Below are 23603 nucleotides of genomic sequence, written 5' to 3' on the forward strand. Positions count from 1 at the left end.
ATGGCAATTCGCAAGGGGTTCTTGGATACCGAGGGCGAAGAAAAGACGCTCAGCGCGCCGACGATGGCGCGGTCCCGGGGGCAACTCGGCTCTGCTTACGCGCCCGGTGCCTTCTTCACCTTTGAGGGCGGTCTCGGCGCGTGCATTTCCTTGCCGGACTTCTCGGCAACGGTCGACGACGCTCCGATTCACGCGACCACGAAGGCACAAATCATTCTGCGACTTCAGGAAGTCTGGCAGAGTTGGTTTACGCGGTCTTACGCGGTGGGCAGCGGAAATCGGCAAATCGACCCCCGCCAGTGTTTGGATGAGGCGCTTCTCGGTGGCGCTACCGTCGTGCCTCTGGGCGCAGACCGGCTAGCGTTCCTGAGCCCGCTGCGCATGGGATATGCTCCGGCGCCGCTGACTTTTGTGTGCAACAAGTGCCGACTCTTCAGGCGCTTCGAATCGGCGCACGACCTGGCGCAGAACATCGCCCGTCTACGCAAAACGCAGTGCACCGCGGCTGACGGAAAAGGGCTGTGCCAGTGGCGTCAACTGGACGTCATCTTCGTGCACTGGTCGGGCGAGTGGATGCCAGCGACTCCTGGTCGATGGGAGTGGGATGACCGCAAGAACGACCTGAGGCTTTCCGGCGAAGAGTGCAGCGTATGTGGCAAAAGTGATTTCAAGCTGAATACCGACTCGCCGCGCATCGGTCAGTGGCACTTCTACTGCGCCAATCCGACCTGCGGGCATAAAGGGTCTGATGAATGGCGACAGAACGACCAGTTTACGACGGAGGTGTTCAGGGACACGGCCAGCAAGCGCGTGGGCGAGCGTCGTATGGAGCCCATCTCGTACCGAGCCTCTTCCGCCTACTACGCTCAATCCGAGCAGTTCGTCCTGTTTTCGGAGTCCGAGCACCACTTGATGGAGATGCTCGAACCACAACGACAGTCGGAGCTCGCCGCATTTATCGGCAAGCAGTTTCGGTTTGAGGGCGGTGAACTAACCCCTGACGAGATGAAAGCAGCGCTGCTGGCGGGTGGGAAAGCCGGCGAGTGGGAGACGTACGAGAGCCTTTCGAGCATCTGTGACCTAGCCCGGGGAATGGGCGACAAGGGCCCAAAGGAGATAGCTGAAAAGGAACTCAAGAAGCTCATCGACCGGTGGACTACAAGCGACCCGCCGCTCGTACCACCGCGTGTCGTCCTGCCGCCAGGAATCAACGCACAGCTGGCCGCTCGCAGTGAGTACACAAGCCGCTTCGACCCCTTCGTTCTGACGGTAGAGCATGAGGCACTCAACCGGGGCAAGCTCTCCGCTGCGCCCGACGGCGGTCGGGCTAAGTTCGTGCGCTTTAACCATCTCGACAACGACCTCGCCCCCAAAGACGCCAGCGTTAAGGCAGCCCAGGAAGCGCAGACCCAGCATTTAATGACAAAGCTCGGCATCGCAGACCTGGGCCTGATTCGAGAGTTTGACCTGTGTCGCTTCACGCACGGCTATACGCGGGTTAGCGCGACGCCGACCTTGGAGAAGCGGAACCAATTGATGCCCGTGCGCTTGCGCCTATTCGACCCGCTGCGTAACGGCAAACGACCCATCTACGTCGTAACGCAAGCCAACGAAGCGTTGTATGTGCGCCTCGACCCTCGCTCGGTTTACAGGTGGCTGCAGGCCGTCGGCGTCGTTGACCTGCCAGACTGGGACGAGAGCGGCACTGTCAAGCTTGGCGGAAAGATTCTGGAGGTCGCGCAGCCTTTTGGGCGGTACTTCTCGTTGCTCAAGGAGGATGATGCAGCTACCTATCGCTACGTCTATACCTTGCTCCATACCTACGCTCACTCCATGATGAAGAGCGTGGCCGAGCTCTCTGGTCTGGACCTAGGCTCGATGGGAGAGTACCTCTTTCCTTTGGACCTGGCGTTCGTCGTCTACCGAAACGGTACGACCATGGACCTAGGCAATCTTTCGTCGCTGTGGCGTAACGAGAGCAACAGGTTCCTGTCCCGCTTGCTTGAGCCATCCACGCATCGCTGCAACTCGGGCCGCCTCTGTGACACGGCCGGCGGGGCCTGCCCTGACTGCATCATGATTCCCGAAACATCGTGTCTTGCACAGAATCAGCTGCTGTCTCGTGCTGTTCTCAAAGGCGGCCCGCCGCCGCGCGAGGACGCCACACACAAGGGCAAGCGAATCCCCGGCTTTCTCGAGGTGGTCAACGAAGGGATTTCGGACTGAACTGCTGAACGCCTTCGGTGCGCTGGCATCTCACTGTGAAGTGAGCGCTGCCGCAAAGTGGGCAGATGAGGACAGCGGAAAATTACTCTGCAGTTGCTTGCATATTGACGCTCGTACTTGCAGGTGCGCGAGAGACCCACCGTCGCTTAAATGGGCATCGCTGGACAGATGGTCAGATAACCACATCGGTCACATGGCCTGCCCGGCGTAGCACCGACGAAGCCCGAGGACATCTTTCCAGCAGCCTTGAAAGCAGCGGTGGTTTCCGGACGCTTGCTAATTGGGGCATCGAACTCCTTTTCGACGACAAGCGTGTGTATGACTGCAGGCATAGCGCGCAACCCCGGAATGCCGCGTAACAGCGGACGCAAATGCGCGGCGGTTGACGAAGCCCCCATGGGCGAGAAGCGTACAAGGTGAAGCTTTGTCGAAGCGCCTTTACCGGTCTCAATGAACCACGGCAGTTCGACATTGACATCATTCAGCGTGGCCACAAGCCCTTCCGAAAACGAACCAGCGAGTTGCTTGATTACCGCTAACCCGCGCCTGCAGACAGTTTTGGCATCACGCGTAAGCTGCGGGTCGTCTGACGCGGGGGGAAGATGATATTTTTCCCATGCTGCATCGAAGACTGGCTTGGGCGGCGTCCTGTTTCTTGCATACTCTTCGAGCGTCTCCATGACGACCCACCTTGCTCGTACCGACGCGTCTATGTCCTGTTCGTGCGGCAGCTCCAGCCGGTAGCGGTAGTGATGTTGGAGCGGGCAACGGATATATGATTCAAACTCATCGAACTGGACCGAAACCTTGGTAGGCGTATGTGCACCTGTTGATTCGCCCGTCGATTTGGTCGCGGGCGTGTTTGTGAAGCTCCTACTCACATACTTGGAAGGGTCGGTTGTAAGCTGCTTGAGGCCGTCCTTTGCAAACTCGACGTTCTCATAGAGTTCCAGACATTGCTTCGCACGAGACAGCGCAACGTAGAAAAGGTTGTTGCGTTCGACAGCCGTTTCAAAGCGGTGCTCGTCGTCGTCACTACCCAAAACCGCTGGTGGCACCAGGTCGAGTATCGAATCTCCAGAACTCCATGGCTCGTCCGCACCATAGGAGTCGGTGTCGATGTAGCCGACGTGGACGGCTTCGAATTCGAGCCCCTTGCTCGCGTGCACGGTCATAACGCGCACGGCGTCCATAGCGCTTGCCGCGGGCGGCAGGTCTCTGTCTCGATAGGTGTCACCGATGCGCTGCCTCAACTGTTGTCGTAGAAGGTATCTGGACAAGGTCGCTTGGCGCATGTCGCCGTCGCCATTTCGAACAGAATATGCAAACTGCCACAGCGCAAGCCGCGCGGTCTGCGCCTCAATGGATGTGTCGGCAGCCGGTGGGAGCGCGAACCGGCGGTCCAGGAGCATGTCACATACAAAGTCCCAGGGACTTGTATGGCGGGAGAACCCCGCGAGTAGGGTCTTGAGTTGCGCACTCGCCAGCGCGCCAGTAGCAGACATACCTCCAGCAACCGTACCGAGCCAACGTCCGCGCTGCCACGCCATTTGGCCCTGTGACTGCTCCAGTAAAAAGGTGATATCGCTCATTGGCATTGCGATGCCGTTGACGTTCGTTAGCCCGACCAAAGCGCGAGGTGCGCGCTCGCATAGGAGTTGCATGAGACAAAGCAGCAGCTTTACCTCCGGTCGTTGGGCTAGTTCCCCAATGTAGAGAACCGGGAGCCCGGCTTCGCGTATCTTGGTTGCAAGAAACTCTACGTCAGCAGTTCGTCTGCAGAGTATGGCTTGCTGTCGAAAGCTGATACCAGATTTTCGCTGCTCACCAATTTCAGCAATCACTGCCGCTGGCAGGGCCGCACGCGTTGCGCATGAAATGAGTTCCGGCAGCCGTCCAGTTTTGCCGTTGACAGCGTGCATTGCATCCAAAGGCAGGCGGGATTCGAGCTCGTGGACGCGACCCGCGAGACTGAAAAGGTCCAGAATTTCCGATGAGCTTCTTCGGTTCTCGTCGAGCGGGTACTTTTTGACAGACGACGAGTCGCCGGTAGTTTGAAAGAAATGCTCAAATCGCAGCAGGCTCTTTACCGACGCACCGCGCCAGTGGTGGATGGCTTGCCGGACATCCCCAACAACCCAAAGGGATTTGGCATTTACGCAAAGTTGCCGGACCAACGTCACCATTGCTTCAGTGACGTCTTGGTATTCATCGACGAGAATATGCTCGAAGTGGTCTGCCAGCTCGGCGACGGCGTTTCTCTCATCGCGGATTTTGATGGCAGGCTTTGCGACGAGGTCGACAAAATCGACCATTCGCGATTCATGTAGCACGGTCTCGTGGAGTTCATACAGCGTCGCGATGTCTTCGCGTTCCAGCTGGATTGCTTCCTCGACAGGCTCCAGTGTTGCAAGCCGCGAGCGATACTCGTCCGGGCTGACGAGCTCTTCTTTCAGGCGTTGAATGCATACGGTAGCGGTTCTGAGCCATTCGTAGGGGTCTTCCACGCGCAAGTAGTGCTTCAACTCAACCCGAGGCAGGTTTTTTACAAGTAGGGATAGCTCTTGCAGCCTGTCTGCGACGAGTACGTCGGCACCGAGGTCAAAATGCTGGTGAAATTTGCGCAAAAATTCCAGCCCGAACGCGTGGAAGGTTCCTGCCCAAAGTTCGGCGGCTCGCGAAATACCAGCATTACGCAGCCGCTCAACCAACTCGAAGGCCGCCTTGTTCGTAAAGGTCAGGACAAGAATGCGACTGGGTTCAACGCCAAGCTCCTCGATTAGGTATTTGACGCGGTGAACGAGGGTTGTCGTTTTGCCTGTTCCTGGCCCTGCGACAACGTTGACGAATCGCTCCTTCGCCGTCGCTGCCTTCAGCTGGTCGGCACTCGGCGAAGGCAGCGGTTTTACAGGAGGCGGGGCGTACGGTGGCAGCAGGATACCCTCCAGCAACTGCTGCCTAACGACTTCGAGGGGAAGGAGATACTTGCCGGCAATCTGATAGGAACCTTCGCCTGCCTGCCAGAGGGAATCAGCTACCTCTCGCGGGAGCAGCAACTCGCGAGCAAAGACGTTCGCCTGCAATTCTTGACGCTCACGCGCGCCATATGCTTCCACCTTGGCCACTGCCGGAGTTTCTGGGGCGGCAGCCATCGACTTGAGATGAGCGATAGTCGTCGTCGGCTTTTCAGCATCGAGAACCCAATGACCAAGTTCATGTGCAACGAGATACGCAAACTCAGGCTCGCTGATATCGTTGCGGACATAGATGCAACGCTCCGGACGGTCAAGAACCGCGGCGCCGCCGCCAAGAGTGGAATAGGCGGCGGGCACCGTCTCGAGCGCTAGCTCCAGCTCGTCCTCCACGAATGACAGAAGCTCGCGACTCGTCGGTATTGGAGCGTCGCAATGTACCAAAAGTCGTTTTCGCAATACCTGCGCCTCTGCGCGAGCTCGGTCAAATGGGTTCATTGAAGTGCTTAGTCTGCGAACTCGAGGAGTGCCGAGGTGTCTTCATCGGAAAGACTCAGTGACTTCACCGCACCTTCCCAAGATTGCTGCGTGAGCCTGACCTCAGGCTTTCCATCTTCAGCCTTGAACGCCGGGACAGGGGAACCAAGGAAAGTCTCATTGAAGACTTGGCTAAGGAGCGCCATCGGCACCTTGAGTTTCAGAGATAGCGCTCGAAGCAAAGCTCGAGGTGCTGCTGTCTTTCCTGATAGAACGCCGCTCAGAAGGGGGCCACGCTTTCCAAGACCAATATCTTCCGCAAGCTTGCGGGCCGCCGGCCCCTTGTATTTCGCGACGATTGCCTTTGCCGATTCGAGTTCGGTTGGCACGACCTCGCCTGCGGCAATTGCGGACTGCCGGACCAACGCGTCACTCATGCACATCGCGACAATCTGCGACGCTGATTTGCCGTACTCTTTGGCGGAAAGTTTGATTCGTGTGGCTAGCCTGCGGTCCACGCGCACCATCCACTGCATATTCTCGCCCTCGTTGTATGTCGCGAGCTTCGATTCGAAGCTCGCCAACAAACGACGCGGGCTTTCCGTAAAGGTGCGCGTTTCGAAGTCCTCGAAACCCTTCGATAGCATGTCTCGTGCTACTGCGGCGGTAGACGTTCGCCGCGCCAGTGCAAGCGCGTTGATTGCGGTGTGCAGAGAGGCCGTTGTACTAACGCCAATAGTTTCCTGACGCTCTTTCGTCCTCGATGCCGCGGTTTCGCATTCGTTGGGTTGCATATTGGCCTCCCCGCTTCGCGTGCAGTTCTTTTCAAGAGCGAGCCTGTATTCGGAAACCCAATGGTCGACCACTCTAGCGCCTAGAATCTCTTCAGTAAGCGCCGCGAGCAGGCTTCGGGCAGCCTCGTCCGCGTTACGCGCGTCTTTGTACAGCTTTTTGTTACTAGGCAGTGTGACCGAGCAAGTGACGCCATCGTTGCCAACACTTGCAGTAAACTCGACAGTCCTAGATATGGACTCAACTAACGCCACGAATTCTTTAACCATCCGTGCAGGACGTTCGGCTTCTGCTTGGGGAAGAGTCGTGGATGACATGATTTGGCTCGCTCGGGCCGAGGGTATGTCAACAGTATAGTCATGTACCAACTATATATCAACCTCCGGGGGCTCCTCTGATTTCCGTTGAATTCGCAACCGCTGTTCAGGCGGTGGTGCAGGCGTGGCGGCAAAACCAGCAATCGCTCGAGCAGGTGAGAGATGCATTGCGTATACCTGCAAAGCTGGTCGGCGAGTTGTCCGCCGCCGTGAGGGACGCTCATCAGAAGAGCACGGGCCAAAGCTTCGAAGCCTTGTCGGCGAGTCTTTGGGCTGCGCCGTTTGTGATGCTGCCCAAGGCCTTCGCTCAAGGGGAATTGCCTGAGACGCCGCAGGCCTTCGTACCAGTTCCGGATGCCGAGGGTACCCTAATCGCCCGAGTTTCTGCCGTTGTCGCCATGGGGGCACTGGGCATGGAGACTGTGTCCTACGGTTCGGAAAATGATGGTGAGTTGTTTGTGAACCTTGTTGTTTTCCCAGGCGAAGGGCGTATTGCGGACAAGTCGAAAGGTGCAATGCGGGGGCACACCGATGCTGTGACTTTTCCGTTCCGGGGGCAACTGGATGTGAGCAATCCGGATATTGCGCCGTCGCCCGACTTCGTTTGCCTCTCAGGCTTGCGTAATCCAGATGGTGTTCGCACAACCGTCATGCCGATAAGCGATGTCTTGGCGGGCCTTTCCGCTGAGCACATCGATGAACTCAAGAAGCAGCAGTTCGACATCCGGTCCCAAAAGACTTTCATCCCCGGGATGAATCTCATCCTTGGTAAGGAGCATGGCGTCGACGAGGGCGAAATCTTGCTTGATGTGGGCGGTGAGACCTGGGTCCGCTACAGCCACAGCAGCATACTCGTCGACGAAGACGAACAGCCTGCAGCCGCCGAGGCTAACGCTGCGTTCGCGGCTGCCTGTCTCCAGCACTGCACATCTGTCGTCGTCGAGCCCGGCGACATCCTGCTAGTGAACAATCGATTGGCCTTGCATGGGCGCAGTGATGTCGGGGGAGAGCCGGGTGGCGAATCTCGCTGGATTCTCCGTACTTACGGGCTTGACACTACCGGGCTGACGAAGGGGCAGCGATACTCGAAACCTGCCTATATGCTTTTCCCATAAGGGTGATGGCGGGATTTATGACGGCCCGGTGTTCGATTGAACGAGGAGACCAATGGCCCGGAATACAAACGGTGCCTGCTGAAGACAATCCGAGGTGGAGTGCTCTACGACGTTGACGAGCTGCTGTCCGACGTGCGCGAAATGGTCGCAGGACCCGGTGCGGTTCATATTTGGTAGAGGGAATATCTGCAACACGCAGCAGGTAGATAAAAGCTCCAGAATGTCGATTTATTAAGCGTTCGTGTAACAGGGCGACACGAATTGCTTGTCTTGGCCGGCTTCAAGCATGTCGTCGGGGGATTTCACCGTTCAAAACGACGAGAATTGGTCGTGGCGCGACATCAATTGTTGAACTCCACATCTTCTCCTCTTCGCGCTGCTCGCACCGCTTGTGTCGCTTTCCATTCTGCGGGGGCTGAGCGTTCGATATCCGACGCAGTCGTTTCGAGTGCGCGCGGGCGACTTGCGCTACGTCAACGTTCTGATGACGTTTGATCCCTTGCACGTCGCGTTCTTCTTTTTGTCAGTTGATTGGGACTAACCTGAAGTGGGCCGCCAAAGATTTTCTTTCAGTGACGAACAGAATATCTCGTTTGCGGAGGTCGATTGGGCGGCAAAAAATAGCTCTCGGTGGAGACGACTATAAGAGACCCGACCGCCTCTTCCGGCAGTGCTCGGCTGAGGGCGTCGAGACATGAGTGGATCGTCTTCACTGAGGTGTGGATCCGATGCAATGAGTTGTCCATCGACCGCCTTGAAGTTCGCGGAATCGTTCGGTTCAGTCTCGATGTTCGGCCGAAGAGAAGAATGGTGTACTGAGACCTGCTGTAACTAAAGGAGAATGACGCTGATGAAAGACTGGAATGCCTATCGCAATGCCCTGTCGGCGCGATTCGGTGAATTCACTTCGATGAGCCCGGATGTGATGGAGGGGATGAGCAAGATCAGTGGTAGTGCCGTCAAGACGGGGCATCTTGAGCCGAAAATTCATGAGCTGATCGCACTTGCGGTAGCGGTGACGACCCGCTGCGATGGCTGCATCAGCTTTCATACGAAGGCGGCCGTTGAGCGCGGCGCATCGCGAGAAGAAATCGCGGAAGCGCTCGGCGTAGCGATAGCACTGAATGCCGGTGCGGCTGCCGTGTATTCGGCACGCGTACTCGACGCGCATGCCGCACTGCCGGCAGCGAACAAGTAACAGTGCCACGCGACCGGACATGGCCTCGCCGTGGGCGGTCGCATCACCTCTCCCGGCCGGGAAATCGCGCTTTCATTGGACCGGCCTTGATCTCGGCGTGACGACACGGCGCTCGTCGGGCCGGTCCGGCACTGGTGGTCGATGCACGCGTCGTCGCGGCGTGACCGCGCCGGTTCGGATTGATTTGGTCGTGTTATGAAGAACTTTGCGTCGCTGACTCAGATCACCGCTTTCGTTCGAATAGCGGAATTGGGAAGCCTGTCCGCTGCTGCCCGAGAGTTGAACCTGTCGCCGTCGGCAGTCAGCAAGAGCCTTGCGCAACTCGAAAACCGGCTCGGGGTGCTCCTCGTGAAGCGCACGACGCGAAGCCTGACCTTGACGGACAGCGGTCGGATCATTTTCGAGCGTGCCAACGACATACTGGCCGATCTCGAAGTCACCCTGGACGCGGCGCGTCAATCGAAGAGCCCGGAAGGGAATCTGCGCCTGACGTGCTCCATGGCCTTTGGTTCCAAACAACTCACGCCGATCCTGGGCCGCTATCTGGATGCCCGGTCACAGGTGAGTGCGTCGATCGCACTTGAAGACCGGCTGACCAACCTCGTCGAGGAAAACTTCGATCTCGCGATCCGCATTACCAGCAGGGCGGATTCCAGCTACGCCGCGAGAAAACTGGCAACGATACATTGGGTGTACTGCGCGGCACCCGCCTATCTCGATTCGAACGAGTCGATTCGCGAGCCGGCGGATCTTATGCAACACAGGTGCCTGGTCTACCCCGCTATGACCGTAAATGGCGCATGGACGTTCAGTGACGGGCAGCGCACCCACCAGGTACAGCAGATACCGGTCAAGTCGGTCCTCGATTCGAATTCAAGTTTGGCACTACACGAAGCTGCGTTGCAGGGCCTCGGGGTTGCGTGCTTGCCCACGTATCTCGTCTCATCCGATGTGGTTCAGGGCGCGCTGCGCGTTGTCGTGCCGGATCACCGACCGATCATCACGCATACGTTGTATGCGATGTATTACCGATCGAAGCACGCGAACATGCTCGTGCGCAACTTCATCGATTTCGTGGTTGCCGATATCGGGGACATTCCGCATTGGGACCGGGCGGTGCAGGATTCAGTCGGTTTGCCGCGGTTTGAATACGAAGCAACTTGAGTCATCGGATCACGGGGGCCTGAAGGACGCTGAATGGGTGCCGGCAATGCTGCTTGCCGTGTGCCTGTCCATGCGTGTGCGTGAACGCGGACACCCTCTGAATACCGTTGGCTAAACGGCCGGGTCACGGCGAGTTGTCGAGGCGCGACCCGTGATGTTTCGGGGGTCGAATTGCGCCCACATTTGTGAGTAAAACGCTCGACTGTGGAGAGAAAAAGTCAATTGTGTCGAAAATTATAGCTGCCGATACTCAAGTTGAGGCACGCGTTAGTCCTTGATTTCTGGTATCAATTAGACGCTACAGGAGATGCAGAAGTGAAACTCAAGAATGCTATTGTATTCGGAATCCTATCGATTTCGACGGTTGGTTCGATCCTTTCAGCACACGCGGAAGACGTGCTCGATACGGTCAAGTCTCGCGGTGTCCTGATGGTCGGGATGGAGGGAACCTACCCGCCGTTCAACTACCGGGACCAGAGCGGCGAGTTGCAGGGCTTCGATGTGGATGTGGCGCGCGGAGTGGCCGCGAAGCTGGGTGTCAAGCCGCAATTCTTCACGTCGGAATGGTCCAGTCTGATTGGCGGCCTGCAGGCCGGGAAATTCGATGTCGTGACCAACCAGGTGTCGATCACGCCGCAACGCCGTCAATCTCTCGATTTCACCCCGCCGTACGCGTACTCCGCGGTTCAGGTCCTGGAACGGCGCGATGACAAGCAGGAGTACCGAAGCCTCGACGAGCTGAAAGGGAAGCGGGTTGCCGTCACGCTCGGCTCCAACTACGCCGACTATGCCAAGTCGGTTCCCGGCATCATCGTACAGACCTATCCGGGGATGTCCGAAGCGCTCAGTGATCTCGTGAGCGGGCGAGCCGATGCGTACCTGAACGATCGCCTGTTCGTTCCGTATCTGATCAAGACCTCGAAGGTCGCGGTTCGCGGGGGCGGATTGATGAAGAACACGGACGTGCAGATCGGCATTCCGTATCGAAAAGGTAATCCGAAATTCGCGGCGGCGGTAAATGGGGCGGTGAGCGCGATGGAACAGGACGGTACGCTCGCCGCGATCTCGAAGAAGTGGTTCGGTACCGATGTGACCCATCCCACGGGCAACTGAACCTTTGATTGCCGATAGAGCGTGCCGCACGCAGGAAACGAACAGATGGAACAATTCAATCTAATTCTGAGCTCCGGTCCCGTCCTGTTGATGGGTGCATTGTTGACCATCAAGTTTGCGATTGCCGCGATGGTCCTCGGTCTCATCGTCGGCGCCGCTGTGGCGGTGATGAGAATCAGCGGCAATCGCGTACTGGATCGTGTCGCTCAGGCTTACGTCAGTATCATGCGCGGCACGCCGTTGCTGGTTCAGATGTTCGTCATGTACTACGGGCTTCCCGACGTGGGTATCTCGCTGTCTCCGACCGCGGCCGGGGTGCTCACGTTGACGCTCAATGCCGGGGCCTATCTTTCCGAAAGCATGCGTGGGGCGATCCTCGGTATTCCACGAGGGCAATGGAGTGCGTCCCACAGCCTGGGGCTCACCTATTTCCAGACGCTGCGGTACGTGGTCGGGCCGCAGGCACTGCGCCTCGCGGTTCCGTCGATGGGGAACACGTTGATCAGCCTGATCAAGGATACATCGCTGGTATCGGTGATCACGGTGACGGAATTGCTGCGGTCTGCGCAAGAGGTGATTGCAACGACGTTCCAGCCGCTGCCGCTGTATCTGGCCGTGGCGGCGTTGTACTGGGTGTTGAGTTCGTTGTTGGGTGCGGTTCAGACCCGGCTCGAAGGGCGTCTGACGCTGCGGACCCGACATTGACCCGTGGCGAACGCTCGGCCCCCAACGTTGAATGCACTTGCAGGATAGGTAACCCAACATGATCGACATCAATAACGTCTCGAAGTGGTATGGCCAGTTTCGTGTGCTCGATAGCTGCACGACTGCGGTTCAGAAAGGTGAGGTCGTCGTCGTATGCGGACCGTCCGGTTCTGGCAAGTCGACACTCATCAAGACGATCAACGGTCTTGAAGGATTTCAGGAAGGCTCGATCACGGTCGATGGCGTCAGCGTGGGACATTCGAAGACGAACCTGTCGTCGCTTCGGTCGCGAGTTGGAATGGTTTTTCAGCATTTCGAACTGTTCCCGCATATGACAATTCTTCAAAATCTGACCCTGGCGCAGCTAAAGGTGCTTCGCCGGCCTCGCGACGAGGCGGAGGACAAGGCGCTGACGCTTCTGGAGCGTGTGGGGCTCAAGTGTCACGCGCAGAAGTATCCGGGACAAATGTCCGGAGGACAGCAGCAACGTGTGGCCATAGCGAGGGCGTTGTCGATGGATCCCCATGCCATGCTGTTCGATGAGCCGACATCTGCACTCGATCCGGAAATGATTAACGAGGTCCTGGATGTGATGATCGAGCTCGCGCAGGAAGGGATGACGATGGTTTGCGTGACGCACGAGATGGGCTTTGCCCGCAAAGTTGCGGACCGCGTTCTGTTCATGGATGCCGGCATCATCGTGGAAGACTGCGTGAAGGACAGCTTCTTTGACGCACCGCGATCGGAGCGCGCTCGAGATTTCCTCGCGAAGGTCCTGCATTGAAATCCGACGTGCACACGTTCCCCGTGTAGCGATGGCACCCGCATTGGCGGGTGCCATCGCTGCCGCCGGCGCTGAGGTGGCCGTGCGCGATTCTCTGATCCGCACACAGGATCCTGAAATGTACTAGTGACAGAAAATGGAAGATCGCTTTTGCGCTGCTCCCGATTCCGTAGCGCTGCAACAGAAGATCAAGGAGCTGATCGCCACCGGTGAATTCGAGATGGGGGGGAAGATCAGCGAGGACCAGTTGACCACGCGGTTTGGCGCTGGCAGGGCGACGATTCGTCATGCATTGGCGAGCCTGTCGGCAGTCGGTTTGCTCGACGTTCGGCCCAGGGTCGGAACGTTTGTCTTCTCGCTCGATCTCGAGGAGTTCGATGAGCTCAACACCTTGAGAGAAGTTCTCGAGTGCGCTGCCATCCGGATTTCGATGGAATCGAACCGTCGGATATTTTTGCAGTGCATGCAGGAAAATCTGGAAAAGGCCAGCACACTGACATTCCGGAGCAACGATCACCTCGAATATCGGATGCTCGACCGCGAGTTTCACCGACTTCCATTTGTCTGTGCCAGAAACAAGTACCTGACGGAGGCCTACGGAAACATAGAAATCAAAATCTGGACGATGCGCAGCCTCCTGACCTTTCCCGACGCTCACTACAACGCGTCCCTCGAATCGCATCGTTCCGTCGTCGAACTGTTGACCGACGGTCACGTGGAGCTGGCCTGCGAAAGACTCCAGAAACATATCAAGACGAGTTTTTCGCCTCGGGAAAAGAATCTCCTTCGATCCTTCGACGGGTGACGTTGCCTGCCGGCTATTCATGCACCTCGCGCTCTCCGGAAGTCCTCGGGGCGCGTCAAGCGGGTTCCATGCTCCTCTCTAGTGCTTTCGGCGATGCCTTTGCGGCGCCGGTTCACCTGTGGTGCTTGAATGAGCGTCGCGCATCAACATGCGACTCATAGCGGTTCGTCGAGCGTTACTGAAAGGCTGCTTCGCCGAAGCACGACACGGCGCTTCACCAACCGTACCCGTCCTTGGCGTCCGGTCCGCATCCCGATTGGCCGGCGTTGATCGGCTTTCGAATCCTGTGTCAATCGGCATTTTCATAATCCTGGCAGGCCAGCGCGCGAGGCCATTCATTGACGCTGTATTCGATGGATACCTAAACTTTCGCTGTGTTCTTCGGGCGGCTGCAATCGATCGCGAGTCGTAACAAGCAGTCAACGCGATGAGAATCGCGCGTGTATCGGGAGATTCGAATGAAAGTGGCTTATCTTGGTTCGTTGGCGCGATCGCTGGTCGCGATGGAACTGGACAATGATCCGTTTGAAAATCATGCCGGCCGACAACGCATCTGAGCTGGCCGCGATGATCTCCGATGCGGATGTGCTCGTCACGACCGGTCCGTCGTACACGAAGGAGATCGCAGACGTCGTCGGTCGATCCACGCGGCTACAGCTCATTCAGTTGATGTCCGCGGGGTTTGAGAATCTGGTGAAGTATGGTTTTCCGCCGAGCGCAAAAGTCACCAATGCTGCCGACGCTTGGTCGATTGCGGTGGCCGAGCATGCAATGATGCTCGTTCTCGCACTCAGCAAGCGCATTCCGGACGCATTGTTTCTGCAAGCGGCCCGGCAATGGGGGCGCACCTACTCGGACTCGTCGCGATCCCTTTACGGCAAGACGATCGCGATCGTCGGATACGGCAGGATCGGCAGGGCGCTGGCCGTTCGGGCCAAAGCATTCTCGATGCGCACCATTGGTTTGAATCGCGCGGGCGAGGGCGATGCCTTCGTCGACGAAATCGCGGAGATCGTGAACTTCCGAACGGTGGTTTCGCAGGCCGACGTCGTGGTCGCTGCGGTGCCGTCGACGTCGGAGACGGTCGGCATGTTCGACCGAGAGGCGTTCTCCCGGTTCAAGGATGGTGCGCTTTTCATCAACGTAGCGAGGGGAGACATCGTCAACCAGACCGATCTCGACGATGCGCTTCGTTCCGGGAAATTGGGCGGCGCGGCCGTCGATGTCACCAGCCCGGAGCCATTGCCTCGCAGCGATCCATTCTGGTCGACCCCGAACCTTATCATTACTCCGCATGTTGCAGGGGCCGTGTCGGATATCGTTCCTGACAATATTAAGGACATCGTCTCCGAGAATCTGAGAAGGCTCGCGAGAGGCGAGAAACTTAAGAACCCGGTATCTATAAGTTAGTTATTCGAAATTAATTGACCAGGGAGGCCGACTTCTCGGTAGCAGGATTGCCGGACACCGGAAATTAGACCACTCTGGTTTATTGGGCGGGTGAAGTGTGCTTCCCCGAGTGAATCCTGTTCGAGTCGACACTTGTTTTTCATGCCCTGCGCTTTGCGGCGTGCCGGTTCAATTGTTTGTGTATTTTTTATATTCGAGGATATATGAAGATAACAAAGGTCGAGATTTTCGATTGCGAGGTCAACCGGAAGGATCCGGCCATGGCGAAGTTCAATCCGGTCATGGTTCGCGTGCATACCGATGCGGGAATCAGCGGTATCGGCGAGGTAGGGCTTGCGTATGGTGCGGGCGCGAAAGCTGCCGTCGGGATTCTGCGCGATTTCGCCCCGTTCGTGCTGGGGCGCGATCCGATGAAGGTCGAGGCGCTGTGGGAGCTGTTGTTTCGAACCACCTACTGGGGTGCAGGCGGCGGGCCGGTCGTTTATGGCGGCATCAGTGCCTACGATATCGCGCTTTGGGATATCCGCGGCCAGGTCATGAACCAACCGGTGTATCAACTGCTTGGCGGCAAGACGAACGACGACCTTCGGACTTACGCGAGCCAGTTGCAGTTCGGCTGGGGCGACGAGTACTCGCAGAACGTGACGCCGGAGCAGTATGCGGCCAGCGCTCGGGCTGCTCTCGCAGAAGGCTATGACGCAGTGAAGGTGGATCCGCTGCAGATCGGCCGCGACGGCGTGAAAACGGGCGTTGCCAAAATCAACCAGAAAAACTACGGGATATTGCGTTACGACGATCTTCAGATGGGCGTCGAGCGCATCGCGGCAATTCGGGACGCGGTCGGGCCACAGGTCGACATCATCTGCGAGATTCATTCGCTGCTCGGTACGAATTCGGCAATTCAGTTCGCGCGCGCCATTGAGCCGTACAACATCTTCTACTATGAAGAGCCGGTGAACCCGCTGAACTCGAAGAATTTCGAGAAGATTTCCGCCAACACGCACATTCCGCTCTCAACCGGTGAGCGCTCCTATACGCGCTGGGGATACCGGGAACTCCTCGAAAAACAGACGCTGGCGGTCGTGCAGCCGGACCTGTGCCTGGTCGGCGGCATTACTGAGGGCAAGAAGATCTGCGACATGGCCAACATCTACGATGCAACGGTGCAGGTACATGTCTGCGGCGGCCCGGTGTCGACGGCTGCGTCGCTGCATCTGGAAGCAGTGATCCCGAACTTCGTCATTCACGAGCACCACACCTATGCGCTGAAGTCCTGTGTGCGTGAACTCTGCGTGAACGACTATCAACCGCATCGCGGGCGCTTCAAGGTTCCCGATGTGCCGGGACTGGGCCAGGCGCTCAACGACGAAGTGGTTAAAGACTATCTCGCCTATACGATCGAGTGACCCGGCATCGCTCCGTCTCGGAGCGATGGAAATAAAGACGGATCAGAAGTCATTTGATCCGTCTTATGGAGGAGACCCCCATGTTGTCGAACAAAGCGGTTCTGGCTCTGACCGACCGTCCGACGCGCCAACGTCATGTGTTGGCGGCGATTCTGCTCGCAGTCCTGTTTTTCTCTTATATAGACCGGGTCAACGTTTCGATCCTGGTCGTCGATCCGACATTTCTTGCGGAAATGGGCATCGCCGGTAATGCGGTGCAGAAGGGTCTCCTGATGACGGTGTTTCTGATCGCTTACGGTGTAGGGAACGTTGTTCTCAGCCCGCTCGGTGACAGGATCGGCGCACGCAAGGCGATGGCCTTGTCGATTGCGTGCTGGGCCCTGTCGTTACTGGTCGGCGGGATGGCGACTGCGTTCATGACGATTCTGGTGTCGCGGGCCGTGCTGGGCATGAGCGAGGGACTGCACTTTCCGATGCAGAGCAAGTATGTGAAGGAGTGGTTCCCGGTGTCCGAGCGAGGCAAGGCAAACGCGGTGTGGCAGACCGGGCTGTCGATTGCGCCGGCATTGGCGATGCCCTTGTTCACGATGATCATTCAGGTCAGCGGCTGGCGGTCGAGTTTCGTGATCCTGAGTGCGCTGGGGTTGATCCCGCTGGCTCTCGTCTGGTTCATGACGACGGATACGCCGCGACAGCACAAGAAAGTCAATGAGCTGGAACTCGACCATATCGAGGCGGGCCTCCAGCCTGGAGACGGTTCGCCGGAGACGGGTGACTCGCTCGCGGCGGGCACCCGGTCATTCACTCGCGACTACCGGTTCTGGCTTCTGGTTTCGTACTATTCCTTCCACGCGTCAATCTTCTGGGGGACGATTACGTGGTTGCCGACCTATCTCAAGGAGGCCAAGGGGTTCTCGTGGGGTGAGATGGGTGTCCTTTCGTCGTTGCCGTGGATTCTGGCGTTCGTCGCGAAAATCGCGTCGGGGTATGTCTGTGACAGGACCGGACAGCGGGCGCCCCTGATTTTCGTGTCAATGGTCGTTGTCAGCCTCGGCGTGCTGTTCGGCGCGACGTTGAGTAACACGGTGATGGCCACGATTCTGCTCTCACTTGGCATCGGGGCACTCGGTTTCGCTTTTCCGCCGGTCTGGACGATGCTGCAGGATATCGTGCCGCGCAATGCAATCGGCATCGGGTCCGGGCTGATGAATGGCCTCGCAAACGGATTTTCAGCGTTGGCGCCAACGGCGATCGGCTTCGTCATCCATATGACGGGATCGTATGCGTACGGCCTTTACTTCCTGGTCTGCTGCAGCGCAATCTCGGCACTCATCATGCTGTTCATGACGCTCAAGGGGCGCTGAACCCCGGCCCTGCAATCCCGGCACGACGACACGAAACGCGTGCCGGGATGTGCGTCAATCAGGCGCCTTCGAACAAGCGGTCAACCTTCGATTGCCTCGACGAGTCAGGTGATTCGCCAACACGAATCACGCGTGAAGGTTGTCTGTTCCTATATATACAACGTCAAATACTCGACAGACAGTCATGTCGCGATGTCTTAAATTCGGTCAGGAAACAAATTTTTAAACCGATAACTGGAATCAATAAATGTTTATTGGCTTTATCCCGGTGCTGGTGGCATTCGCGGCGACGATCACGTCGTTGCGAAATCAGAAAAACGCACGCCTCCTGTGGATGGTTTGTGCGCTTCTGGTCGTCGTGTGGACCGTGTTTCACGGCAGTCATCACATGGCCGATCTCTCGAAGCTGGGGTCGTGGTGATGAAACGTGACGGTCGAAATCTCCGGAATATCGATGTGGCGGCGCTTGCGGGTGTTTGTTTTGTCCTGATCGAGGCGTTTTACTATCAGATCGTGCTCGGTGAACTGCCGTGCGCATTCTGCAATCTGATTCGCGTCGGATTCATGTTGTTCGGCAGCGGCCTGTTGCTGAACATGCGATTCGGGGTGAGCGCCTGGAACTACGTTCTCAGTGCATCCGGGGCCCTGATCGGCGGGCTGATCAGCCTGCTGTTCATGTTCGCGAAGGCCCCGCCGTACACGACCCCCACCGGATCGGCGATTTTCGGCCTGCATATGTACACATGGTCGTACATCGCCTTTACCGTCGCGCTGATGTATTGCGTGGTCATGCTGGCGTTGCACGCGCCGGTCGCCACGGGCAACGAACAACTGGCGGTTGGCTCGCCATCCATTCCGCGATCGATCGTGATCGGCGTATTTGTCCTCCTGGTCGGTGCCAATCTGCTTTCCGCCTTTCTGCAGAATGGATTCCATACGTTCAAGGCGGGCGGACAAAAGCATTATCAGATGCTCTATGACGGGGACGTCATGAAACCGTGACGCGGGCGCGAAGACGCCACGTCGACGATGTGAAGGAAGCGAATCTTTATCGGGCAGGCCAGGGCCGCGACCCTGGTCTGCCGACAACGCGATGCATGCTGTCATGTTGCCTGGTCGGCATGGTCGATCCACCCTGGAGGAGAGAATGGGAGACGTGGGCAAGATCAGCAGGCGTACTGCATTGAAGAATATTGCATCGACCGCATTGGGCGCGAGCGCGGCGTTGAGCGTCGGCACTGCTCACGCAGGTTCGGAATCCGCACGTGGTCGGAATCGTGCAGCGGGGTCGCAAGAGCCCTCCGAGGGGACGAATGTGCCTCCCGGTCGCCCGGCCTGGATGATGGCACCGGGACGAGGGCTGACCGGATACGGCACGCCGTCTTCGTACGAAAAGAATGTCGTGCGCATTCCGACCACCACGACGGCAATCGACCTGGCCTCGTGGAACTTCACACCGTTACAACACCTTCACGGCATCGTGACGCCCAGCGGGCTGCATTTTGAACGCAACCACGGGGGCGTTCCGGACATCGACCCTTCGCAACACCGACTGCTGATCGAAGGGATGGTCAAGCGACCGCTGATGCTGACGATGGACGACCTGATGCGCTATCCGAGCGTCTCGCGCATGCATTTCATAGAATGTTCGGGCAATACGTCGACGGAATGGCGCAGGCCCACGGGCAAGACCGTCCAGCAAACGCATGGACTGCTCAGTTGCTCGGAATGGACCGGGGTTCTGCTTTCGACAGTGTTGAGCGATGTCGGGATCGACCCGAAAGCGACCTGGGCACTTGCCGAAGGGGCCGATGCGGCAGCGATGGATCGCAGCATTCCGGTGCGAAAGCTGCTCGACGATGCGATGCTTGCCTATGCGCAGAATGGCGAAATGCTGCGGCCGTCGCAGGGTTATCCGTTGCGACTGCTCGTGCCGGGCTACGAAGGCAACATGAACATCAAATGGTTGCGGCGTCTGAAATTCGGCGCTGCGCCGTTCGAGACCTACGAGGAGACCGCGTACTACACGGAATTGCTGAAAGGCGGGAGGGCCAGGCAGTTCAATTTCGTGATGCGGGCGAAGTCCGTCATCACGTCTCCTTCGGGCGGCATGCTGCTGGATAAGTCCGGGTACCGCGAGATCTCCGGTCTCGCATGGTCCGGGGAAGGAAAAATCCGGCAGGTCGATGTATCGACCGATGGCGGACGGACCTGGCGCCGTGCCCGGCTTCAGGAACCGGTGCTCTCGAAGTGCCTGACGAGATTCAGGCTCGACTGGGACTGGGATGGCTCACCGGCCATCCTGCAGAGTCGGTGCGTAGACGAGACGGGATACGAACAGCCGTCGATGCAGAGCATCATCCAGGCGCGCGGCGTGAATTCGGTTTATCACTTGAACGGCATCCAGAGCTGGCAGGTCGATCGCAACGGGGAGGTGACCAATGTTCGCGTCTGACCAGACCCTGCGTAGGTTGCTGCTCGCGAGTGCGATATACGCGGGAACCGCGTGTACTGTATTCGCGCAGTCCGTTGCGAAGCCGTCGATGCATGTCGGCCGCAGCCCGACGGCCGAGGAGATCGCAGGATGGGATATCGATGTCGTACCCGACGGCACCGGGCTTCCGATCGGACATGGAACGGCGGCAGAGGGCGCCGCCGTATTTGCGATGCGGTGCGCGGCATGTCATGGCGCGAATGGGGAGGGCGTTTCTGTTCCGGAGCGAGGCGCATTTCCGCGGCTCGTTGGCGGCATCGGGACGCTGGCTGACGATGTGCCCGTGAAAACGGTCGGGAGTTATTGGCCATACGCAACCGGCGTGTTCGACTATATCCGGCGCGCGATGCCGCTGACGGCCCCGGGCTCGTTGACCAGCAACGAGGTCTACGCGCTCGTCGCGTTCATTCTGTCGCGCAACGGCGTGATTCCCGCACCTGCCGTGATGAATGAAAAGACGCTCCCTGCCGTGGTGATGCCAAACCGTGACGGCTTTATCCGTAGTGCGCAAAGCGAGAAGCTGGCGCGTCCGAGGGCTGACGGCGACTGATACCGTCGCCGGTCCCCGTCACTCGCGAACGTCGTTGCATATCCGGGCCATGGCCGCGTGTTGCAGCATCGCGGCGTTCGGAGATGCCTTGCGCGCCGACAACACGTGCCGGCGCGCAAGGACATGCCGGGGGATCGGCTTACGGGACCACCAGCGCCGTATCGCGCTGCTCGCGTGCGGAAGGCGGGGTGCTGAGCAGGCAGCCGACTACGCCGAGCACGCCGCCCGCCACGCTATACAGCACCGGGGCCAGCGGCAGACCCGTTGCATGGATCAGCAAAGTGACATTGAACGGGGCAAACCCTCCGAACACCATGACCGCGAGGTTGTAGCAGATTGCCAGGCCGGAAGAGCGGATGCCGGCGGGAAACTGCTCGCCGAGCGCCGTCGTGAAGGGCCCGAGGAAACCGCCGAAGAAAATGCTGAGCACGACGTAGATGATCACGATGTGCGCGAGCGACGGGGCGCTTTGCACCCAATGGAACATCGGATAGATGAGGATCGTGAACGGGATCATCGTCGAGAGCATGACGCGCTTCCGGCCAAACCGGTCGGACAGCCATCCGGTGACCGGCGCCATCAAGGTGAGCGCGACGAGCGCGATCGACTGGACTGTGAACGAGCTGGACAGCGGCACGTGCAGTTCGCGGCTCAGAAAAGTCGGCATGTAGCTGATGAACACATAGACGCCTGCAGTGGCACTGGTGGTGAGGAGGAGCGCGGCTGCGATAGCCCTGGGGAACTGGCTGAACAGTTCGCGCAGGACCAGGGTCGTTCCGGCCGACCGAGCCTGGGTCGGCTCGTGGGTCTCGTCGAGATGCCGACGAATCCACCAGCCCACCGGTGCGATCACCAAGCCGAGCGCGAACGGAATCCGCCATGCCCCGTCCAGGAGTTGCTGTTTGGTGAATACGGACGTCAGCACGAGCGCGGAGACTGCGCCGAGCAGCATCGCGATGGCCTGGCCGGTCATCTGCCATGACCCGTACAGGCCTTTTCGATGGGGCGGGGCGGCTTCCACCAGGTAAGCGGTGGCGGACGCGAACTCGCCTCCGGAGGCGAGGCCTTGCAGCAGGCGAGAGACCAGAACCAGTATCGGCGCCGCTATGCCGATGGTCGCATAGGATGGCGTCAACACCAGAATCAGCATCGACACCGCCATCAAGGCGACGATCAGCTGGAGTGCCGCCTTTCTGCCGCGCTTGTCCGCATAGATCCCGATGACGATGCCGCCCAGCGGTCGCGTGACGAATCCCGCTCCGTAAGTGGCGGTCGTCAGGAGCAACCCGGAGTACAGGCCGGCATCCGGGAAAAAAACTTGCGAAATGATGATGGCAAGCGTGCCGTAGATGCCGAAGTCGTACCATTCCAGTGCGTTGCCGACTATGGCAGCTGATACTTGCAACCACCGCGGGGTTACCTTCGTTTGCTGAAGCTGCATGATTCGTCTCCTTGATTTATTGAATGGTCGTCGTCGTTACAGGGTCATCGGTATGCTCATCTCCGCGATTCGAGCGAGCAACGCGGCGCCGATGGGGATCGCGGAATCGTTGAAATCGAAATGGGCACTGTGAAGGCCGTGGCAATGCTCGTTGTCCCCGGTGCCCAGATGGACGTAGGCGCCCGGACGTTCGAGCAGCATGAATGAGAAGTCCTCGCCGCCGAGGCTCGGAACCGGTTGATGAACTACGTTATCCTGACCAACGAGCTCGGCTGCCGCCAGTTGGGCAAGCCGGGCCTCCGGTTCGGAGTTGATGGTGGCCGGGACGCCCGCGCTGTATTCGATGGTGACGGCGCCACCGAATGCCCGAACGATGCCTTCGACGGTTTCGCGCAGGCGGGCCTCGAGCACCTGACGTACTTCGGGCTTCAGTGAACGAACCGTACCGGCGATCGTCACGTCTTCCGGGATGACGCTACGGGCGGCAAGATTGCCCCCGGCAATCCCGCCGATGCTGATCACGCCCGCCTCCAGCGGATTCACGTTCCTGCTGACGATGGAATGGAGCGCGGTGACGACGTGCGCTGCGATGAGTACCGGATCCACGGTCAGGTGAGGGGCGACGCCGCCGTGTCCGCCCTTGCCGTGGATGCAGATCCTGAACCCGTCCGCAGCGGCCATGACCGGGCCGATCGGAACGGAGATCGTGCCGAGCGGCAGGTCCGGCCAGTTGTGAAGCGCGTACACCTGCTCGATCGGAAATCGCTCGAAGAGCCCGTCCGTGACCATTTCCAGCGCGCCGTTGTATCCTTCCTCGCCCGGTTGAAAAATCAGGTAGACAGTGCCGTCGAAGTTGCGGGTGCGCTGCAGGTAGCTCGCGGCGGCCAGCAGCATGGCGACGTGTCCATCGTGCCCGCATGCATGCATTTTTCCATCGCATCGCGACGCATGGTCGAGCCCGGTGCGCTCCAGAACCGGCAACGCATCCATATCCGCTCGAAGGCCGATGGCACGTGCGTGGGTGTTCCCCCGCCCGCGGATGACACCGACGATTCCGGTTTTTCCGATACCTTCGTGATATTCGATGTCGAGTTCGCGAAGCGTCTGGCCGACCACCCCGGCCGTTCGATGCTCGTTGAATCCCAGTTCCGGGTTGGCATGGAGATCGCGACGGAGTGCAAGAAAGGTCGCGAGTTCCGAGCGAATTGCTTCGATGATCGTGTGCGGCATGGGCGGTCGAATCCGGTGGACGATGATTGAATCGGCTCAT

Annotated in this window: 19 protein-coding genes; 15 read left to right on the top strand and 4 right to left on the bottom strand. The window is 58.6% G+C overall.

What is annotated here, in order from left to right; genetic code table 11:
* Positions 1-2226 carry a hypothetical protein gene (locus PI86_RS05930; protein ID WP_039319804.1) on the top strand — a complete coding sequence of 742 codons (2226 nt, stop codon included), beginning with the start codon at positions 1-3 and terminating at the stop codon, positions 2224-2226.
* A gap of 146 nt (positions 2227-2372) precedes the next feature.
* Here the strand turns inward: PI86_RS05930 and PI86_RS05935 are convergent, their stop codons facing one another.
* Both PI86_RS05935 and PI86_RS16915 read right to left on the bottom strand, forming a co-directional pair.
* Positions 2373-5591 (bottom strand): ATP-dependent helicase, encoded by a 3219-nt coding sequence (locus PI86_RS05935; RefSeq protein ID WP_052319377.1) that lies wholly within the window; start codon positions 5589-5591, stop codon positions 2373-2375.
* Between the two features lie 113 nt (positions 5592-5704).
* Positions 5705-6784 carry a hypothetical protein gene (locus tag PI86_RS16915; protein ID WP_152608054.1) on the bottom strand — a complete coding sequence of 360 codons (1080 nt, stop codon included), beginning with the start codon at positions 6782-6784 and terminating at the stop codon, positions 5705-5707.
* Positions 6785-6897: 113 nt separating this feature from the next.
* Between PI86_RS16915 and PI86_RS05945 the strand changes: the two genes are divergently transcribed.
* The 14 genes from PI86_RS05945 to PI86_RS06005 all read left to right on the top strand — a co-directional run bounded on the left by PI86_RS05945 (position 6898) and on the right by PI86_RS06005 (position 20892).
* A complete protein-coding gene (locus PI86_RS05945; protein ID WP_052319378.1) occupies positions 6898-7899 on the top strand; it encodes a TauD/TfdA family dioxygenase in 1002 nt (333 codons plus the stop codon).
* An 847-nt stretch (positions 7900-8746) separates the two neighbouring features.
* On the top strand, positions 8747-9097 hold the full coding sequence (locus tag PI86_RS05950) for a carboxymuconolactone decarboxylase family protein (RefSeq protein ID WP_039319903.1): 351 nt from the start codon (positions 8747-8749) through the stop codon (positions 9095-9097).
* 195 nt (positions 9098-9292) lie between these two features.
* A complete protein-coding gene (locus tag PI86_RS05955; RefSeq protein ID WP_014899922.1) occupies positions 9293-10261 on the top strand; it encodes a LysR family transcriptional regulator in 969 nt (322 codons plus the stop codon).
* 315 nt (positions 10262-10576) lie between these two features.
* Positions 10577-11374, top strand: a complete 798-nt coding sequence (locus PI86_RS05960) for a transporter substrate-binding domain-containing protein (protein WP_039319813.1) — start codon at positions 10577-10579, stop codon at positions 11372-11374.
* Positions 11375-11419: 45 nt separating this feature from the next.
* Positions 11420-12079: an amino acid ABC transporter permease gene (locus tag PI86_RS05965; RefSeq protein WP_014899920.1), complete on the top strand. Its 660-nt coding sequence runs from the start codon at positions 11420-11422 to the stop codon at positions 12077-12079.
* A gap of 58 nt (positions 12080-12137) precedes the next feature.
* Entirely contained in the window at positions 12138-12863 is a 726-nt protein-coding gene (locus PI86_RS05970; RefSeq protein WP_014899919.1) for an amino acid ABC transporter ATP-binding protein, read from the top strand.
* A gap of 136 nt (positions 12864-12999) precedes the next feature.
* Entirely contained in the window at positions 13000-13668 is a 669-nt protein-coding gene (locus PI86_RS05975; protein ID WP_039319815.1) for a GntR family transcriptional regulator, read from the top strand.
* A 516-nt stretch (positions 13669-14184) separates the two neighbouring features.
* A complete protein-coding gene (locus tag PI86_RS05980) occupies positions 14185-15078 on the top strand; it encodes a D-2-hydroxyacid dehydrogenase (protein ID WP_052319379.1) in 894 nt (297 codons plus the stop codon).
* Positions 15079-15281: 203 nt separating this feature from the next.
* Positions 15282-16484 carry a mandelate racemase/muconate lactonizing enzyme family protein gene (locus tag PI86_RS05985; protein WP_014899916.1) on the top strand — a complete coding sequence of 401 codons (1203 nt, stop codon included), beginning with the start codon at positions 15282-15284 and terminating at the stop codon, positions 16482-16484.
* An 80-nt stretch (positions 16485-16564) separates the two neighbouring features.
* Complete coding sequence (locus PI86_RS05990) at positions 16565-17848, top strand: MFS transporter (RefSeq protein WP_014899915.1); 1284 nt, start codon at positions 16565-16567, stop codon at positions 17846-17848.
* 247 nt (positions 17849-18095) lie between these two features.
* Positions 18096-18269, top strand: coding sequence for a hypothetical protein (locus PI86_RS17310; RefSeq protein WP_014899914.1), 174 nt, complete (start codon positions 18096-18098; stop codon positions 18267-18269).
* The gene (locus PI86_RS05995) at positions 18269-18850 is read left to right on the top strand and encodes a disulfide bond formation protein B (protein WP_235362696.1); all 582 of its coding nucleotides are present in this window, start codon (positions 18269-18271) and stop codon (positions 18848-18850) included. Before PI86_RS17310 ends, PI86_RS05995 begins: the two co-directional genes overlap by 1 nt.
* Positions 18851-18995: 145 nt before the next feature.
* A complete protein-coding gene (soxC, locus tag PI86_RS06000; RefSeq protein ID WP_014899912.1) occupies positions 18996-20303 on the top strand; it encodes a sulfite dehydrogenase in 1308 nt (435 codons plus the stop codon).
* A complete protein-coding gene (locus PI86_RS06005) occupies positions 20290-20892 on the top strand; it encodes a c-type cytochrome (protein WP_014899911.1) in 603 nt (200 codons plus the stop codon). The genes soxC and PI86_RS06005 overlap by 14 nt, the downstream gene beginning before the upstream one ends.
* A gap of 139 nt (positions 20893-21031) precedes the next feature.
* On the opposite strand, the gene PI86_RS06010 is transcribed toward PI86_RS06005, so the two are convergent.
* Entirely contained in the window at positions 21032-22333 is a 1302-nt protein-coding gene (locus PI86_RS06010) for an MFS transporter (RefSeq protein ID WP_039319823.1), read from the bottom strand.
* 36 nt (positions 22334-22369) lie between these two features.
* The gene (locus PI86_RS06015; RefSeq protein WP_014899909.1) at positions 22370-23563 is read right to left on the bottom strand and encodes a M20 aminoacylase family protein; all 1194 of its coding nucleotides are present in this window, start codon (positions 23561-23563) and stop codon (positions 22370-22372) included.
* Positions 23564-23603 lie beyond the last annotated feature (40 nt).

The organism is Burkholderia sp. A9 (assembly GCF_000801975.1).

Excerpts from the sequence above, each read along its gene's own strand:
- PI86_RS05980 (WP_052319379.1), top strand. The coding sequence starts at position 14,185 with ATGATCCGTTTGAAAATCATGCCGGCCGACAACGCATCTGAGCTGGCC.
- PI86_RS05955 (WP_014899922.1), top strand. The coding sequence starts at position 9,293 with ATGAAGAACTTTGCGTCGCTGACTCAGATCACCGCTTTCGTTCGAATA.
- PI86_RS06005 (WP_014899911.1), top strand. The coding sequence starts at position 20,290 with ATGTTCGCGTCTGACCAGACCCTGCGTAGGTTGCTGCTCGCGAGTGCG.
- PI86_RS06010 (WP_039319823.1), bottom strand. The coding sequence starts at position 22,333 with ATGCAGCTTCAGCAAACGAAGGTAACCCCGCGGTGGTTGCAAGTATCA.
- PI86_RS05970 (WP_014899919.1), top strand. The coding sequence starts at position 12,138 with ATGATCGACATCAATAACGTCTCGAAGTGGTATGGCCAGTTTCGTGTG.
- PI86_RS05990 (WP_014899915.1), top strand. The coding sequence starts at position 16,565 with ATGTTGTCGAACAAAGCGGTTCTGGCTCTGACCGACCGTCCGACGCGC.
- PI86_RS05995 (WP_235362696.1), top strand. The coding sequence starts at position 18,269 with ATGAAACGTGACGGTCGAAATCTCCGGAATATCGATGTGGCGGCGCTT.
- PI86_RS16915 (WP_152608054.1), bottom strand. The coding sequence starts at position 6,784 with ATGTCATCCACGACTCTTCCCCAAGCAGAAGCCGAACGTCCTGCACGG.
- PI86_RS05965 (WP_014899920.1), top strand. The coding sequence starts at position 11,420 with ATGGAACAATTCAATCTAATTCTGAGCTCCGGTCCCGTCCTGTTGATG.
- PI86_RS06015 (WP_014899909.1), bottom strand. The coding sequence starts at position 23,563 with ATGCCGCACACGATCATCGAAGCAATTCGCTCGGAACTCGCGACCTTT.
- PI86_RS05985 (WP_014899916.1), top strand. The coding sequence starts at position 15,282 with ATGAAGATAACAAAGGTCGAGATTTTCGATTGCGAGGTCAACCGGAAG.
- soxC (WP_014899912.1), top strand. The coding sequence starts at position 18,996 with ATGGGAGACGTGGGCAAGATCAGCAGGCGTACTGCATTGAAGAATATT.
- PI86_RS05975 (WP_039319815.1), top strand. The coding sequence starts at position 13,000 with ATGGAAGATCGCTTTTGCGCTGCTCCCGATTCCGTAGCGCTGCAACAG.
- PI86_RS17310 (WP_014899914.1), top strand. The coding sequence starts at position 18,096 with ATGTTTATTGGCTTTATCCCGGTGCTGGTGGCATTCGCGGCGACGATC.
- PI86_RS05930 (WP_039319804.1), top strand. The coding sequence starts at position 1 with ATGGCAATTCGCAAGGGGTTCTTGGATACCGAGGGCGAAGAAAAGACG.